This window comes from Dickeya oryzae (assembly GCF_009372235.1).
Lineage (GTDB): Bacteria > Pseudomonadota > Gammaproteobacteria > Enterobacterales > Enterobacteriaceae > Dickeya > Dickeya oryzae.
The window spans coordinates 13,037-27,685 of the sequence record NZ_SULL01000013.1 but is presented as its reverse complement, the minus strand read 5'-3'; the positions used below and the strand labels follow the sequence as shown (position 1 = coordinate 27,685).

The following is a 14,649-nucleotide window of genomic DNA, read 5'->3' as shown; positions in this document are numbered from 1 at the left end:
GGGCGGCCCACAAAGAAAACGGACTGGATACCCGTTATAAAAAGGCCCCACCGATGTGGAGCCTTTAGTTTACGCCTTTTCAGACAGACATGTAATTACATGGACTGAGTGAAAGTACGGGTAATAACGTCTTGCTGCTGTTCTTTGGTCAGCGAGTTAAAGCGAACGGCGTAACCTGATACACGGATGGTCAACTGCGGATATTTTTCCGGGTTTTCCATCGCGTCGAGCAGCATTTCGCGGTTCATTACGTTGACGTTCAGGTGTTGACCACCTTCGATAGACGCTTCGTGGTGGAAGTAACCATCCATCAAACCAGCCAGGTTGGTTTTACGCACGTCATCGTCTTTACCCAGTGCGTTCGGCACGATAGAGAAGGTATAAGAAATACCATCTTTTGCGTAGGCGAACGGCAGTTTAGCGACGGAGGTCAGAGAGGCAACGGCACCTTTCTGGTCACGACCGTGCATCGGGTTGGCACCCGGTCCGAACGGTGCACCAGCGCGACGACCATCCGGCGTGTTACCGGTTTTCTTACCGTATACCACGTTGGAGGTGATGGTCAGTACGGACTGGGTCGGGGTAGCACCACGGTAGGTATTCAGTTTCTGAATTTTCTTCATGAAACGTTCAACCAGGTCACAAGCCAGGTCATCGACACGCGGGTCGTTGTTACCGAACTGCGGGTATTCACCTTCGATGTTAAAGTCTACCGCCAGACCATTTTCGTCACGAACCGGTTTGACTTTGGCATATTTGATAGCAGACAGGGAGTCAGCTGCAACAGACAGACCTGCGATACCACATGCCATAGTACGGAACACGTCACGGTCATGCAGAGCCATCAGCGATGCTTCGTAGCTGTATTTGTCGTGCATGTAGTGGATGATGTTCAACGCGGTGACGTACTGTTTAGCCAGCCAGTCCATGAAGTGATCCATACGTTCCATCACTTCGTCAAAGTTCAGTACATCGCCTTTGATCGGTTCAGATTTCGGGCCGACCTGCATTTTCAGTTTTTCGTCCACACCGCCGTTGATAGCGTACAGCATGGTTTTCGCCAGGTTAGCGCGGGCACCGAAGAACTGCATTTGTTTACCGACAACCATCGGGCTTACACAGCAAGCGATAGCATAGTCGTCATTGTTGAAGTCCGGACGCATCAGGTCATCGTTCTCGTACTGCAGAGAAGAAGTATCGATAGACACTTTAGCGGCGAATTTCTTGAAGTTCAGCGGCAGTTTTTCAGACCACAGGATGGTCATGTTCGGTTCCGGAGACGGCCCCATGGTGTACAGGGTGTTCAGGAAACGGAAGCTGTTTTTGGTAACCAGCGTACGACCATCCAGACCCATACCAGCCAGAGATTCCGTTGCCCAAATCGGGTCGCCGGAGAACAGTTCATCGTATTCCGGGGTACGCAGGAAACGCACCATACGCAGTTTCATTACCAGGTGGTCGATCAGTTCCTGGGCTTCCTGCTCGGTGATTTTACCCGCTTTCAGATCGCGCTCGATGTAGATATCCAGGAATGTGGATACACGACCGAAGGACATTGCTGCGCCGTTCTGAGATTTAACTGCAGCCAGATAACCGAAGTAGGTCCACTGTACCGCTTCCTGAGCGTTTGTTGCCGGACCAGAAATGTCGCAACCGTATTTGGCAGCCATTTCTTTGATCTGACCCAGCGCACGGTGCTGGTCGGCAATTTCTTCACGCAGACGGATGGTCGCTTCCAGATCTTCACCGTTTTCCAGTTTGGATTGCAGAGAAGTGAACTGGGCGAATTTGTCTGCCATCAGGTAGTCGATACCGTACAGCGCAACACGGCGATAGTCACCGATGATACGACCACGGCCGTATGCGTCAGGCAGACCAGTCAACACACCGGATTTACGGCAGCGCAGGATGTCCGGAGTATAAACGTCGAACACACCCTGGTTGTGAGTTTTGCGGTAGTCAGTGAAGATTTTTTTCAGCTGCGGATCCAGTTTACGACCGTAAACTTCACAGGAACCTTCCACCATCTTGATACCACCGAACGGGATAATCGCACGTTTCAGCGGAGCATCAGTCTGCAGACCAACGATTTTTTCCAGGCTCTTGTTGATATAGCCTGCGTCGTGGGAAGTGATGGTAGCTGCAACGTCGGTATCGAAATCAACCGGCGCATGGGTACGGTTTTCCTGTTTGATGCCTTCCATCACCTTGTCCCACAGGGAGCTGGTTGCCTGGGTAGCACCGGCCAGGAAGGCTTCGTCACCTTCATACGGCGTGTAGTTTTTCTGAATGAAGTCACGTACGTTGACGCCATTCTGCCATTCGCCTTTGCTAAAACCTTCCCAAGCCTGGGCGAGTTTCTGATTAAGTTCGGTCATATTACACCTACCTTTGATTTGGATTTTTATAACCCGACGTTGCGGCCGACAGCAGCTTAGTGCTGATCCCCACCGCGCAAATAAATGACCCAATAGGTCAAGCCTACCAGCAGTCCACCACCAATAATGTTGCCGATCGTGACAGGAATCAGGTTATCGACAATAAAGTTGCTGATGGTCAAGTGTTCAAACTGGCCCGGCGTCATGCTGATGGCGTGCCAGAAAGTTTCTGGAGCGAAGTTCTTAACCACAATCCCCATCGGGATCATGAACATGTTGGCGATACTGTGCTCGAAGCCGCTGGCGACGAACATCGCGACAGGCAGAATCATTGCCAGCATTTTGTCAGTCAGTGTACGGCCAGAATAGCTCATCCAAACAGCCAGACAGACCATCAGGTTTGCCAGTATCCCAAGACATAACGCTTCAACGAACGTATGTTCCAGTTTGTGATTAGCCGTTTGCAGTACATTCAGGCCCCAGGCACCATTTGCCACCATGTGTTCACCGGAAAACCACATCAACGCAACGAAAAACAACGCGCCAATCAGGTTGCCGACATACACATTGAGCCAGTTTAATCCTAGCTGTTTCCAGGTAATACGCCCGCTAGCTTTAGCGATAACAATCAGCACTGTCGATGTGAATAAATCAGCACCGCAGACAACCACCAGCATCAATCCCAGGGAGAAGCAGATACCCCCAACCAGTTTAGCCATCCCATACGGCATGGACGAGGAACCGGTGGTCGCGGTGATATAAAAAACGAATGCGATTGAAATAAATACGCCAGCAGTGATCGCCAGGAAAAACGTAGTAAGCGGTTGTTTTGTTGCTTTATACACACCGGCATCTTCTGCGACTTTCGCCATCGCTGGTGGTAATAACAAGGTGAAGGGGTTGTCAGCTTTCACACTAACTCTCTCTTAAAAATTATCTACGGTGAGATACTAACAAAGGGTTATTCGCCATAATTTGACGTGGATCATACCGCTGGAATTTATTAGGCTGATCAGGAGGAGGTTTTGGGGTAATTTAATGCATATCCTATTGTTTTTTATGTAGAAAATTTTTTTTAAAAATTATCAAAACAGTTGAATATTGGGTTGAAATTAGCCCGTATGACGTTAAATAAAATAAGTCTTTGTAGTGATATCATATTTCAAGTTTATATTATTTAATTTGCCATTTACCATTCGATAACAATAACGAATTTATAAAAGTCATTTCGGTGTACTTCAAATTAACCATAAAAAATATGTGGTTAAATCGGTATATTGGGCGACGAAAGATCTGCAGGGCTGATGAACCGGTATAAAATAGGTCATATCCCTGTCATTGCTCACGTTGCAACGGTGTCGGCGCGCTTACTTGCCTGGTCAATAGGCTTCGATTTGCATACCAGCTCGTGGTGTTGTTCAACACGTGAGTGCGTTGTTTTGCAAGTCAGCTTGTGGGTGTAAACGCAGCGTCTGCCTGATACGCAGTGGTCTGTGTCGCAAACAGCAACCGGATAACGATAACGTCATCCGGTCTGCTGAGATAACGCTTACTTCACCTGCCAGTGTGCACGCTTAGCACGCTGCAATTTTTCATAGGCTGCCAGCAGGGACTGATGAGCGGGCAGTGCTTTCAAATCGGCATCAACGGTGAATAAGCCATAGAAGCATTGCTCACCGGCAATCGCTGCGCTGGCGGCATCGACGGCATCCTGGCCGTACATACGGACAAAGGCATCGTAGTACTGAGCAGGGTCGCGTTCAGGCTCCAGCGCCAGTTGCAGCAGTGTTTGCAGGCAACGGTAATAATTACCGCGCGCTGCAGAGAAGACTGACTGGTTGAAATCCAGTGACCATTCGGCCCAGCTCAGTGCTTGCTCCAGATCGCCGCCTGCCAGTGCCAGCATGGATTTCAGCTCGCCAATACGCAATGTGAACCAGCCGTTATCTTTACCGGTTGCTATCCCCAGCAATTCGCGCACTCGGGTAAAATCATCCAGGCCTTCATCATCCAGTTGCTGTAGCAATGCCAGATAGTCTTCTTTTTCCCACTGGCTGTCCGGCAGGGACAGTAGTGTTTCGCGCAGATGCGCTCCCATACTGTTGTTTGCCAACAGCAGGTCTTCTGCCGGATAGATATCCGACATCCCCGGCACCAGAATACGGCAGGCATACACTGAGAGATGCTCATAATCCGCGATGTAAACTTCTTTATCTTCCTTATTGAAGATGGCCATCAGTGTCGCGAATTCTTGCTCGGTAGTGCCGCTGAAATTCCAATCGGCGAAGTCATAATCTGACTGGGTTTTAAACAAATCCCAGGAGATAAGACCGCTGGAATCGATAAAATGGGTTTCCAGATTGGTGTGTTCGGCAACTTCCTCATTATCGAATGTCGGCGGTGTGAACACGTCCAGATCTTTCAGTCCACGGCCCTGAAGCAATTCGGTCACCGTTCTCTCAAGCGCTACGCCAAAATCTGGATGCGCGCCGAACGAAGCAAAACAGGTGCCATTAGCCGGGTTGAACAGCACGACACAGATAACCGGGTACTGACCACCGAGCGAAGCATCATAGGCAAATATTGGGAAGCCTTCTTGCTCCAGTGTGGCAATGGCTTCTACCACGCCGGGATAACGTGACAACACCTCCGCCGGGATCGACGGCAGGCTGATGGACTCGGCGATAATCCGGTTTTTCACATAACGCTCGAATACTTCTGACAGCCCCTGAACACGCGCTTCATTGCGGGTATTGCCTGCCGACATGCCGTTCGACACGTACAAATTACCGATGATGTTCATCGGGATGTAAACCGTCTGCTGGTCAGACTGGCGGGTAAACGGCAGGGCGCAGATGCCGCGCTCGTGGTTGCCAGATTGCAGATCGATAAGATCGCTGGCGACCAGTTGCTGCTCCGGGTCGTAGAAAGCATGCAAACGAGCATCCAGAATGCCTTCCGGCAGGCTGTCATCTTCAGGAAGCGGGAACCACTTCTCGTCAGGGTAATGCACGAAGTCACCTTCGGCGATGTGTTGTCCCAGATAGAAGTCGGCAAAAAAGTAGTTGGTGGACAGACGTTCGAAGTACTCACCCAATGCGGAAGCCAGCGCCGCTTTGCGGGTCGCGCCTTTACCATTGGTGAAACACAGTGCGCAGTCGCGGTCGCGGATATGTACCGACCAGACGTTGGGCACCGGGTTCAGCCAGGAGGCTTCTTCGATGTTAAACCCCAGGTCGAGGAGTTGTTGTTGAAAACGGGCGATGGAATCTTCCAGGGCGGCGTCTTTGCCTGGGATAAACGTTTGGGTCATGGTTCGAACCTGAATGTGTGATGAGGAGGCTGCATCATACGTGGTTTTGTGTACTGACTCTATCCCGCATGTTGTGTATTGCGCGGCGCTTCCCGATGACGATGCAACAGTGGGGTAACAGAAACCGTAACAGGCGGGGGAGTCCGCAAGTTTTCCGCCATCAGGGCAATAAGCGTTGCAGGCAAGAAAGACGAATGATAAAACCGATAGCAAGGTAAACTGATGCGACGTAGACAGGTCGCTATTGATATGTGGTGAAGGGAAATGACTCAGGTTTTTAATTTTAGTGCTGGTCCGGCCATGTTACCGGTAGAAGTATTACGTCGAGCAGAACAAGAACTGTGCAACTGGCACGGTTTGGGTACCTCGGTGATGGAAATCAGCCACCGCAGCAAAGAATTCATGCAGGTGGCCAGCGAATCTGAACAGGATTTGCGTGATTTGCTGAAAATCCCCTCGAATTACAAGGTATTGTTCTGTCATGGTGGTGCCCGTGCCCAGTTTGCGGCGGTTCCGCTCAATCTGCTGGGGGAGAAAACCCACGCTGATTATATTGATGGCGGGTACTGGGCGCACAGCGCGGTTAAAGAAGCTGAGAAATATCTCACACCGACCGTTATTGATGTGAAAACCCGCGTTGATGGTCTGCGTGGTGTGAAGCCGATGAGTGAGTGGGTGCTGTCAGATGACGCCGCTTATGTACATTACTGCCCGAATGAAACCATCGACGGTCTGGCAATCGAAGAAGAGCCGGATTTCGGCGATAAAATTGTGGTGGCGGACTACTCTTCCAGTATTTTGTCGCGTCCGCTGGATGTGAGCCGTTACGGCGTTATTTATGCTGGTGCACAGAAAAACGTAGGGCCAGCTGGCCTGACGCTGGTGATTGTGCGGGATGACCTGCTCGGCAAGGCTCGCCGTGAATTGCCGTCAATTCTGGATTACAAAATTCTGGCGGATAACGACTCCATGTTTAACACGCCGCCGACATTTGCCTGGTATCTGTCTGGCATGGTGTTCAAGTGGCTGAAAGAGCAGGGTGGCCTTTTGGAGATGGAAAAACGCAATCAGGCGAAGGCCGATCTGCTGTATTCCGCCATTGATGGCAGCGATTTTTATCGTAATGACGTTGTCCCGGGCAGCCGTTCGCGTATGAACGTGCCATTCCAGTTGGCTGATGCTGCGTTGGATCCGGTATTCCTGCAGGAAGCTCAGGCTGCCGGGTTGCATGCGCTGAAGGGCCATCGTGTTGTGGGCGGGATGCGTGCATCTATCTATAATGCTATGCCGCTGAGTGGTGTAAAAGCACTGACGGAGTTCATGGCAGACTTCGAGCGCCGTCACGGCTGATAACGTGATAAAACGTGATAAATAGAGCGCGATAGCGTGCTGTTTTTTTATTTAAAACCCCGGTTATCTGGCCGGGGTTTTTATGTAAACTTTTGGAGAACATGTTTCACATGCAGGAATCCCTGACCCTACAACCGATCTCATTAATTGACGGCACCATTAATTTGCCGGGTTCTAAAAGTGTGTCTAACCGCGCTTTGCTGTTAGCGGCGTTGGCGAAAGGGACAACGCGGCTGACTAATCTGCTGGATAGCGATGATGTGCGCCATATGCTCAACGCCCTGAGTGCTCTGGGCGTTGAATATCAGTTGTCTGCCAGTCGTACGGAGTGTGACATTGTGGGACTGGGCGGTGCGTTCACTGCGTCTGCACCACTGGAGTTGTTTTTGGGAAATGCCGGAACAGCGATGCGTCCACTGGCGGCAGCGCTATGCCTGACAGAGGGCGATATCGTGCTGACTGGTGAGCCGCGCATGAAAGAGCGACCGATCGGCCATTTGGTGGATGCGTTACGCCAGGGGGGCGCGCGTATCGATTATCTGGAGCAGGAAAACTACCCGCCATTGCGTTTGCGGGGGGGCTTTCAGGGCGGCGAAATTAGCGTAGATGGTTCCGTATCAAGCCAGTTTCTGACCGCTCTGCTGATGACTGCACCGCTGGCAGCACAGGATACGCAGATCACTATCAAGGGTGATCTGGTTTCCAAGCCTTATATCGACATTACCCTGCATATGATGCAAACCTTTGGCATCACGGTTACTAATAATAATTACCAGACTTTTGTGGTTGCCGGTAATCAGCATTATCAGTCACCAGGGCATTATCTGGTGGAAGGTGATGCCTCGTCGGCTTCCTATTTCCTGGCCGCTGCCGCTATTCGGGGTGGAACGGTGCGTGTGACTGGCGTTGGTCGCAACAGCGTGCAAGGGGATATCCGTTTTGCTGATGTGCTGGAGAAAATGGGCGCGCAGGTTCGTTGGGGAGATGACTATATCGAATGTCAGCGTGGTGAGTTGCATGCGATTGATATGGACATGAACCATATTCCTGATGCGGCGATGACCATTGCCACCGCCGCGTTGTTCGCTGAGGGGGGAACGACGACGCTGCGTAATATCTACAACTGGCGCGTGAAAGAAACCGATCGTCTGGCTGCGATGGCGACAGAACTGCGTAAAGTCGGTGCTGAAGTGGAAGAAGGTCATGATTACATTTGTATTACGCCGCCGAAGCAGCTAAAAGCCGCAGAAATCGGGACCTATAATGACCACCGTATGGCGATGTGTTTCTCTCTGGTGGCGTTATCAGATACGCCTGTCACTATCCTTGACCCTAAATGTACTGCCAAAACGTTCCCGGATTATTTCCAGCAACTGGAACGTCTGAGCCAGCACGGCTAACGCGTTAACGCACGGAGTGGCTGGACTGATCAGCTCTGTGCGTTATTATTTAGCGTTATACTCTGGGTATCACAGTATTTGCACGATTTTCTGCAGTAATAAGCCTTTAATCTCACGCTTGCTGCCACAGCAAGGTATAATGGCGACATGTATTATCTGTATGAATGTTGTCTGCAATGACAGGCGATTTCCCGGTTTTAAAGGAGTGAGAAATGGCGGTGACTGCACCGGTAATTACGGTCGACGGGCCCGGTGGCGCAGGCAAAGGGACCTTGTGTAAAGCGCTGGCTAATGCACTGCAATGGAATCTGCTGGATTCCGGTGCGATTTATCGTGTGCTGGCGTTGGCGGCGTTGCACCATCAGGTTGATATCATGTCTGAAGAGGCGTTAGTGCCGATAGCATCACACCTGGATGTGCAGTTTGTGCCGGAAGATGAGCAACTCAAAGTGATTCTTGAAGGCGAAGATGTCAGTAATGAAATTCGCACTCAGGAGGTTGGCAATACTGCGTCGCAGGCGGCGGTGTTCCCACGGGTACGTGAAGCGTTATTGCGCCGCCAGCGTGCGTTTCGTGATGCGCCAGGGCTGATTGCCGATGGCCGCGACATGGGAACGGTGGTTTTTCCTGATGCTCCGGTGAAGATATTTCTGGATGCCAGTGCAGAGGAACGCGCGAAACGTCGCATGCTCCAGTTGCAGGCGAAAGGCTTTAATGTTAACTTTGAACGTCTTTTGTCCGAGATTAAAGAGCGTGATGATCGCGATCGTAACCGTTCGGTTGCACCACTGGTGCCAGCACCGGATGCACTGGTTCTCGATTCCACGCACATGACGTTGGACGAAGTGGTCAAGCAGGCTCTGGCGTATGTTCGTCAGGTATTGCCGCAATTGGCCTGATTATATTTCTTACCCCGCCGCAAGGATGCCTCGGGGATGTGAAACAACCCCATCGGGCAGGATGTCAGGTGGACGTTAAATTTGAAAACCCAAAGATTATCAACATGACTGAATCTTTTGCTCAACTCTTTGAAGAATCCCTGAAAGAAATCGAAACCCGCCCGGGTTCCATCGTTCGTGGCGTTGTGGTTGCTATTGACAAGGACGTAGTCCTGGTTGATGCCGGCCTGAAATCTGAATCTGCCATTCCGGTAGAACAGTTTAAAAACGCCCAGGGTGAAATTGAAATCCAGGTTGGTGATGAAGTTGACGTAGCTCTGGATGCGGTAGAAGACGGCTTCGGTGAAACCCTGCTGTCCCGTGAAAAAGCTAAACGTCACGAAGCATGGCTGATGCTGGAAAAAGCTTACGAAGAATCTGCCACTGTTACCGGTGTTATCAACGGTAAAGTAAAAGGTGGTTTCACCGTCGAGCTGAACGGTATTCGTGCGTTCCTGCCAGGTTCTCTGGTTGATGTTCGTCCGGTACGTGACACCCTGCATCTGGAAGGCAAAGAGCTTGAGTTCAAAGTGATCAAGCTGGACCAGAAACGCAATAACGTCGTCGTCTCCCGTCGTGCTGTTATCGAATCTGAAAACAGTGCTGAGCGTGATCAGCTGCTGGAAAACCTGCAGGAAGGCATGGAAGTCAAAGGTATCGTTAAGAACCTCACTGACTACGGCGCATTCGTTGATCTGGGCGGCGTTGACGGCCTGCTGCACATCACCGATATGGCGTGGAAACGCGTTAAGCACCCGAGCGAAATCGTCAATGTTGGCGACGAAATCACTGTTAAAGTGCTGAAGTTCGACCGCGAACGTACCCGTGTTTCTCTGGGCCTGAAACAGCTGGGCGAAGATCCGTGGGTAGCTATCGCTAAACGTTATCCGGAAGGCACCAAGCTGACTGGTCGTGTAACTAACCTGACTGATTACGGCTGCTTCGTAGAAATCGAAGAAGGCGTTGAAGGTCTGGTACACGTATCCGAAATGGATTGGACCAACAAGAACATCCATCCGTCCAAAGTGGTTAACGTGGGCGACGTAGTGGAAGTTATGGTTCTGGATATCGACGAAGAACGCCGTCGTATCTCTCTGGGCCTGAAACAGTGCAAAGCCAACCCGTGGCAGCAGTTCGCTGAAACCCACAACAAGGGTGACCGCGTAGAAGGCAAGATCAAGTCCATCACTGATTTCGGTATCTTCATCGGTCTGGATGGCGGCATCGATGGTCTGGTGCACCTGTCTGACATTTCCTGGAACGTGGCTGGCGAAGAAGCCGTTCGCGAATACAAGAAAGGTGACGAAATCGCCGCTGTTGTTCTGCAGGTTGATGCAGAGCGTGAGCGTATCTCCCTGGGCGTGAAACAACTGGCTGAAGACCCGTTCAACAACTACCTGTCTGTTAACAAGAAAGGTGCAATTGTTACAGGTAAAGTCACTGCAGTTGATGCCAAAGGTGCTACAGTTGAATTAGCTGACGGCGTTGAAGGTTACCTGCGTGCTTCTGAAGCCTCTCGTGACCGTATCGAAGACGCTACCCTGGTTCTGAACGTCGGTGATGAGGTCGAAGCCAAATACACTGGCGTTGATCGTAAAAACCGCGTTGTTAGCCTGTCCATCCGTGCTAAGGATGAAGCTGACGAGAAAGATGCCATCGCTTCTGTTAACAACAAACAGGAAGAAGGTAACTTCTCTAACGCCATGGCTGAAGCGTTCAAAGCTGCAAAAGGCGAGTAATGACGGTGGGTTGGGCAGCGTACTTGCTGCCTGACCTCAAACGGTAGTAAGTTAACGTGGTATTTACTGACCACATGCTTGGAGGAATCATGACCAAGTCTGAACTTATAGAAAGACTTGCTGGACAGCAATCTCATATCCCGGCCAAGGTGGTTGAGGATGCCGTGAAGGAGATGCTGGAACAGATGGCCACAACACTGGCCAGCGGTGATCGCATCGAAATCCGTGGGTTTGGCAGTTTTTCACTCCACTACCGTGCACCGCGTGTGGGGCGTAATCCGAAAACGGGTGAGAAAGTGGAACTGGAAGGCAAATATGTTCCCCATTTCAAACCGGGTAAGGAATTGCGCGATCGCGCTAACATTTATGGCTGATTAGTCAGTCATAACGCCTGTTTGATAGATAGCACCCAATTAATCGGGTGCTATTTTTTTTACCTAATGAAACAGCCTGTTGCTGTTATTTGCGCATGTAGCCTGAAGAGGAATACCAAGGTTCTTTCTTACTACTATGGATGGAATACGGGACGGTGCTTTTCTCTCAGGAAATAAGCTCGATATACCTTATTTCGGTAGTAATACATAAGCGATAATCGGGGTTACGCTCTTTTGCTTCAGGTAATTGTTGAACACATTCCCCAGTCCCATACCACGGTATTCCTTGTCGCATTCTCCGCTGGCAACCGCAGCTTTACCTTTTTCACCTAAAATAAAGCTGCCGCCGCCTTCTTGTTTGACAGGGCAATGATGGCGTGTGACAAAGTCTTCATAGAGCCATCCTTCTTTCGGTGTACTGAATTGAATCAGAATACCGGCTTTTTCTTTGGATAACGATTTTTGGGTATAAGAGTACTCCAGCGTCAGCTTGCAATCCGTATATTGCTGTGTGCAAGGCAACGCGGTTAATCCGTTGGCTTCAAAGGTACGATATTCCGCCAATGGCATGGCGTGATACCAGTATTTAGCATTACGGGTTGTACTCTGTGGCGTCTCGACTAGCGCCTTATTGACCAGTGTCAGTGTGTGAAGCTGTGTATCTTCTTTTACGCTTAACTCACCATTACGGTAAAGCGTCATAATGTGTGTATTGTCTAATCCATTGCGTTTAAGTACGTTTTCCACGTCAGATGACGTGGCCTGCGACGGCTGAGAGAAAAGCACTACTGTTGTCGCCAGAATACTTAACGGTCTAACGCAGCTATTGGTAAATTTCATCGTTTGCCCTTATGAGTCAGTAAGATAAACAGAACCCTCACAGCACAGGGCTTGTCGTCATCGCCTTGTGGTGTGAAGTGCACATTAAGGGTAGGGTAAATAAAGTGAGCTTGAGGGTACTTGGCTGAAATGCGGGTAGATGCTGTCAGACGCGGCATGCCAGAGGATCGAGGAGAAGCCCGTTTTAATAACGCTAAAACGGGCTGGGAAGATTATTTAGTATGACGCTCTTTCAAGCGCTGGATAATGGTTCCTAAATCCAGTTCCTGATCCTGTAACAGCACCAGCAGGTGATAGATCAGATCAGAGGCTTCGTTGGTCAGTTCTTCGCGGTCGTGCACCGTCGCGGCGAGTGCGGTTTCCAGACCTTCCTCGCCAACCTTCTGGGCGATGCGCTTAGTGCCGCTGGCGTACAGTCTGGCGGTATAGGAGCTGGTTGGATCAGCGTGCTTACGCTCTGCCAACAACTGCTCCAACTGGTACAAGAATTGCCACTGAGTTTCAGCCGGGTGGAAGCAACTGGTATTGCCGAGATGGCACGTCGGGCCGACTGGATTGACCAGCACTAACAGCGTGTCGTTGTCGCAGTCCGGTGTGATCGACACCACGTTGAGAAAGTGGCCGGAGGATTCCCCTTTGGTCCACAAACGCTGCTTGGTGCGGGAGTAGAAGGTGACGTGACCGGTCTCTTGCGTAACCTGCAACGCATCCTGCGTCATGTAACCCAGCATCAGTACTTCGCCCGAAACGGCATGCTGTACGATGGCAGGCATCATGCCATCGGTTTTTTGCCAGTCGAGCTGGCTTTGTTGTTGTTCGGTTAACACACCCGGATCTCCACGCCTTGTTGCTTAAGGAACTGTTTGAGTTCGCCAATATTGATAATTTGTTTATGGAATACCGATGCTGCCAATGCACCGTCCACCCCGGCATCCTGAAATGCATCAAGGAAATGCTGCATGGTGCCAGCACCGCCGGAGGCGATTAACGGTACCTGGCAGACATCGCGCACCTGCCGCAGTTGCGTCAGGTCATAGCCGTTGCGCACGCCATCCTGATTCATCATATTCAGCACGATCTCACCGGCACCGCGTTTTTGCACTTCCTGTACCCAGTCAAGGGTTTCCCATTGCGTGACGCGGGTGCGCGTTTCATCGCCGGTATATTGGTTGACATGATAGCGGCCGGTTTCGGCATCATGCCAGGTATCGATGCCGACAACGATGCATTGTACGCCATAACGATCAGCCAGACGTGAAATTAGCGTTGGGTCAGCCAGTGCTGGTGAGTTGATAGAGATTTTATCCGCACCAAAAGACAGTATTTGCCCGGCATCTTCGACACTTTTGATGCCACCCGCGACGCAGAACGGAATATCGATCACTTCCGCTACGCGAGAAACCCAGCTTTTATCCACCACCCGGCCGTCGGATGATGCGGTGATATCATAAAATACCAGTTCATCTGCGCCTTCTTGTGCGTAGCGTTGAGCCAGGGGCACGATATCACCAATAATCTCATGATTGCGAAACTGTACGCCTTTTACGACCTGGCCGTCACGCACGTCCAGACAGGGGATTATCCGTTTTGCCAGCATGAAATCGCCTCCGTCACGTTGAATTTACCTTCTAGCAAGGCGCGGCCGACGATAACACCACGCACGCCACTGTCACGCAGCGCAGCAATATCTGACAGTGAACCGATACCGCCAGATGCCTGAAAAGCGACCTGTGGATAGCGAGCACTGATTTCTCGATACAGCTCGACGTTAGAGCCTTGCAATGTGCCATCGCGGGAGATATCGGTACAGAGCACGTGTTTCAGACCGAAGGGCAGGTAACGTTCCACCGTTTGCTCCAGCGTGATGCCGGAGTTTTCCTGCCAGCCGCTGATGGCGATGTTTTTCACTCCCGTGGCGTCAATACGGACATCCAGCGCCAGTACCAGTGCGTCAGCACCGTAGCGGGCGAACCATTGCTGCACTAGTTCAGGCTGTTTTACCGCCGTTGAGCCGATAACCACACGCGTGGCTCCCGCTGCCAACAGTGCTTCTACATCGTGTTCGGTACGAATGCCGCCACCGACTTGTACCGGTACAGAAACCCCGGCCAGCAGTGTTTTCAGCAGTGGGATCTGGCGCGCTGCCGGGTCTTTGGCCCCGGTCAAATCCACCAGATGTAATACCTGCGCCCCTTGCTGTTGATAGTCTTGCAGACGTGGTAGCGGGTCGCTGCCGTATTGACGCTGCTGACCATAATCACCCTGATGCAAACGGACCACCTGTCCATCAATCAGGTCTAATGCGGGAATAATCATG

12 protein-coding genes are annotated in these 14,649 nt (G+C 51.0%); 5 read left to right on the top strand and 7 right to left on the bottom strand.

Annotated elements, in window-relative coordinates:
* Positions 1–95: 95 nt before the first annotated feature.
* The 3 genes from pflB to ycaO all read right to left on the bottom strand — a co-directional run bounded on the left by pflB (position 96) and on the right by ycaO (position 5,691).
* Entirely contained in the window at positions 96–2,378 is a 2,283-nt protein-coding gene (gene pflB, locus FAZ14_RS13805) for a formate C-acetyltransferase (protein ID WP_153508710.1), read from the bottom strand.
* 56 nt (positions 2,379–2,434) lie between these two features.
* The gene (gene focA / locus FAZ14_RS13800) at positions 2,435–3,292 is read right to left on the bottom strand and encodes a formate transporter FocA (protein ID WP_012884951.1); all 858 of its coding nucleotides are present in this window, start codon (positions 3,290–3,292) and stop codon (positions 2,435–2,437) included.
* Positions 3,293–3,927: 635 nt separating this feature from the next.
* Positions 3,928–5,691 carry a 30S ribosomal protein S12 methylthiotransferase accessory factor YcaO gene (gene ycaO / locus FAZ14_RS13795; protein ID WP_019846570.1) on the bottom strand — a complete coding sequence of 588 codons (1,764 nt, stop codon included), beginning with the start codon at positions 5,689–5,691 and terminating at the stop codon, positions 3,928–3,930.
* A gap of 264 nt (positions 5,692–5,955) precedes the next feature.
* Between ycaO and serC the strand changes: the two genes are divergently transcribed.
* The 5 genes from serC (at position 5,956) to ihfB (ending at position 11,492) form a co-directional block, all read left to right on the top strand.
* Positions 5,956–7,041 carry a 3-phosphoserine/phosphohydroxythreonine transaminase gene (serC, locus tag FAZ14_RS13790; protein WP_016943843.1) on the top strand — a complete coding sequence of 362 codons (1,086 nt, stop codon included), beginning with the start codon at positions 5,956–5,958 and terminating at the stop codon, positions 7,039–7,041.
* Positions 7,042–7,151: 110 nt separating this feature from the next.
* Positions 7,152–8,441 carry a 3-phosphoshikimate 1-carboxyvinyltransferase gene (gene aroA / locus FAZ14_RS13785; RefSeq protein ID WP_029456661.1) on the top strand — a complete coding sequence of 430 codons (1,290 nt, stop codon included), beginning with the start codon at positions 7,152–7,154 and terminating at the stop codon, positions 8,439–8,441.
* Between the two features lie 212 nt (positions 8,442–8,653).
* Positions 8,654–9,340: a (d)CMP kinase gene (cmk, locus tag FAZ14_RS13780; protein ID WP_153508709.1), complete on the top strand. Its 687-nt coding sequence runs from the start codon at positions 8,654–8,656 to the stop codon at positions 9,338–9,340.
* 104 nt (positions 9,341–9,444) lie between these two features.
* Positions 9,445–11,118: a 30S ribosomal protein S1 gene (rpsA, locus tag FAZ14_RS13775; protein ID WP_029456660.1), complete on the top strand. Its 1,674-nt coding sequence runs from the start codon at positions 9,445–9,447 to the stop codon at positions 11,116–11,118.
* An 89-nt stretch (positions 11,119–11,207) separates the two neighbouring features.
* Positions 11,208–11,492 (top strand): integration host factor subunit beta, encoded by a 285-nt coding sequence (gene ihfB, locus FAZ14_RS13770; protein WP_012884945.1) that lies wholly within the window; start codon positions 11,208–11,210, stop codon positions 11,490–11,492.
* Between the two features lie 189 nt (positions 11,493–11,681).
* On the opposite strand, the gene FAZ14_RS13765 is transcribed toward ihfB, so the two are convergent.
* The 4 genes from FAZ14_RS13765 to hisA form a co-directional block, all read right to left on the bottom strand.
* Positions 11,682–12,332 carry a hypothetical protein gene (locus tag FAZ14_RS13765; RefSeq protein WP_153508708.1) on the bottom strand — a complete coding sequence of 217 codons (651 nt, stop codon included), beginning with the start codon at positions 12,330–12,332 and terminating at the stop codon, positions 11,682–11,684.
* Between the two features lie 212 nt (positions 12,333–12,544).
* Entirely contained in the window at positions 12,545–13,159 is a 615-nt protein-coding gene (hisIE, locus tag FAZ14_RS13760) for a bifunctional phosphoribosyl-AMP cyclohydrolase/phosphoribosyl-ATP diphosphatase HisIE (protein ID WP_016943837.1), read from the bottom strand.
* Positions 13,153–13,929 carry an imidazole glycerol phosphate synthase subunit HisF gene (gene hisF / locus FAZ14_RS13755; RefSeq protein WP_016943836.1) on the bottom strand — a complete coding sequence of 259 codons (777 nt, stop codon included), beginning with the start codon at positions 13,927–13,929 and terminating at the stop codon, positions 13,153–13,155. The genes hisIE and hisF overlap by 7 nt, the downstream gene beginning before the upstream one ends.
* Complete coding sequence (gene hisA / locus FAZ14_RS13750; protein ID WP_153508707.1) at positions 13,911–14,648, bottom strand: 1-(5-phosphoribosyl)-5-[(5-phosphoribosylamino)methylideneamino]imidazole-4-carboxamide isomerase; 738 nt, start codon at positions 14,646–14,648, stop codon at positions 13,911–13,913. Before hisA ends, hisF begins: the two co-directional genes overlap by 19 nt.
* Between the last annotated feature and the right edge of the window lies 1 nt (position 14,649).

What these genes read in the sequence shown, in the direction of transcription:
- pflB (WP_153508710.1), bottom strand. Translation starts at nt 2,378, where the DNA reads ATGACCGAACTTAATCAGAAACTCGCCCAGGCTTGGGAAGGTTTTAGC.
- ycaO (WP_019846570.1), bottom strand. Translation starts at nt 5,691, where the DNA reads ATGACCCAAACGTTTATCCCAGGCAAAGACGCCGCCCTGGAAGATTCC.
- serC (WP_016943843.1), top strand. Translation starts at nt 5,956, where the DNA reads ATGACTCAGGTTTTTAATTTTAGTGCTGGTCCGGCCATGTTACCGGTA.
- aroA (WP_029456661.1), top strand. Translation starts at nt 7,152, where the DNA reads ATGCAGGAATCCCTGACCCTACAACCGATCTCATTAATTGACGGCACC.
- cmk (WP_153508709.1), top strand. Translation starts at nt 8,654, where the DNA reads ATGGCGGTGACTGCACCGGTAATTACGGTCGACGGGCCCGGTGGCGCA.
- rpsA (WP_029456660.1), top strand. Translation starts at nt 9,445, where the DNA reads ATGACTGAATCTTTTGCTCAACTCTTTGAAGAATCCCTGAAAGAAATC.
- ihfB (WP_012884945.1), top strand. Translation starts at nt 11,208, where the DNA reads ATGACCAAGTCTGAACTTATAGAAAGACTTGCTGGACAGCAATCTCAT.
- FAZ14_RS13765 (WP_153508708.1), bottom strand. Translation starts at nt 12,332, where the DNA reads ATGAAATTTACCAATAGCTGCGTTAGACCGTTAAGTATTCTGGCGACA.
- hisF (WP_016943836.1), bottom strand. Translation starts at nt 13,929, where the DNA reads ATGCTGGCAAAACGGATAATCCCCTGTCTGGACGTGCGTGACGGCCAG.
- hisA (WP_153508707.1), bottom strand. Translation starts at nt 14,648, where the DNA reads ATGATTATTCCCGCATTAGACCTGATTGATGGACAGGTGGTCCGTTTG.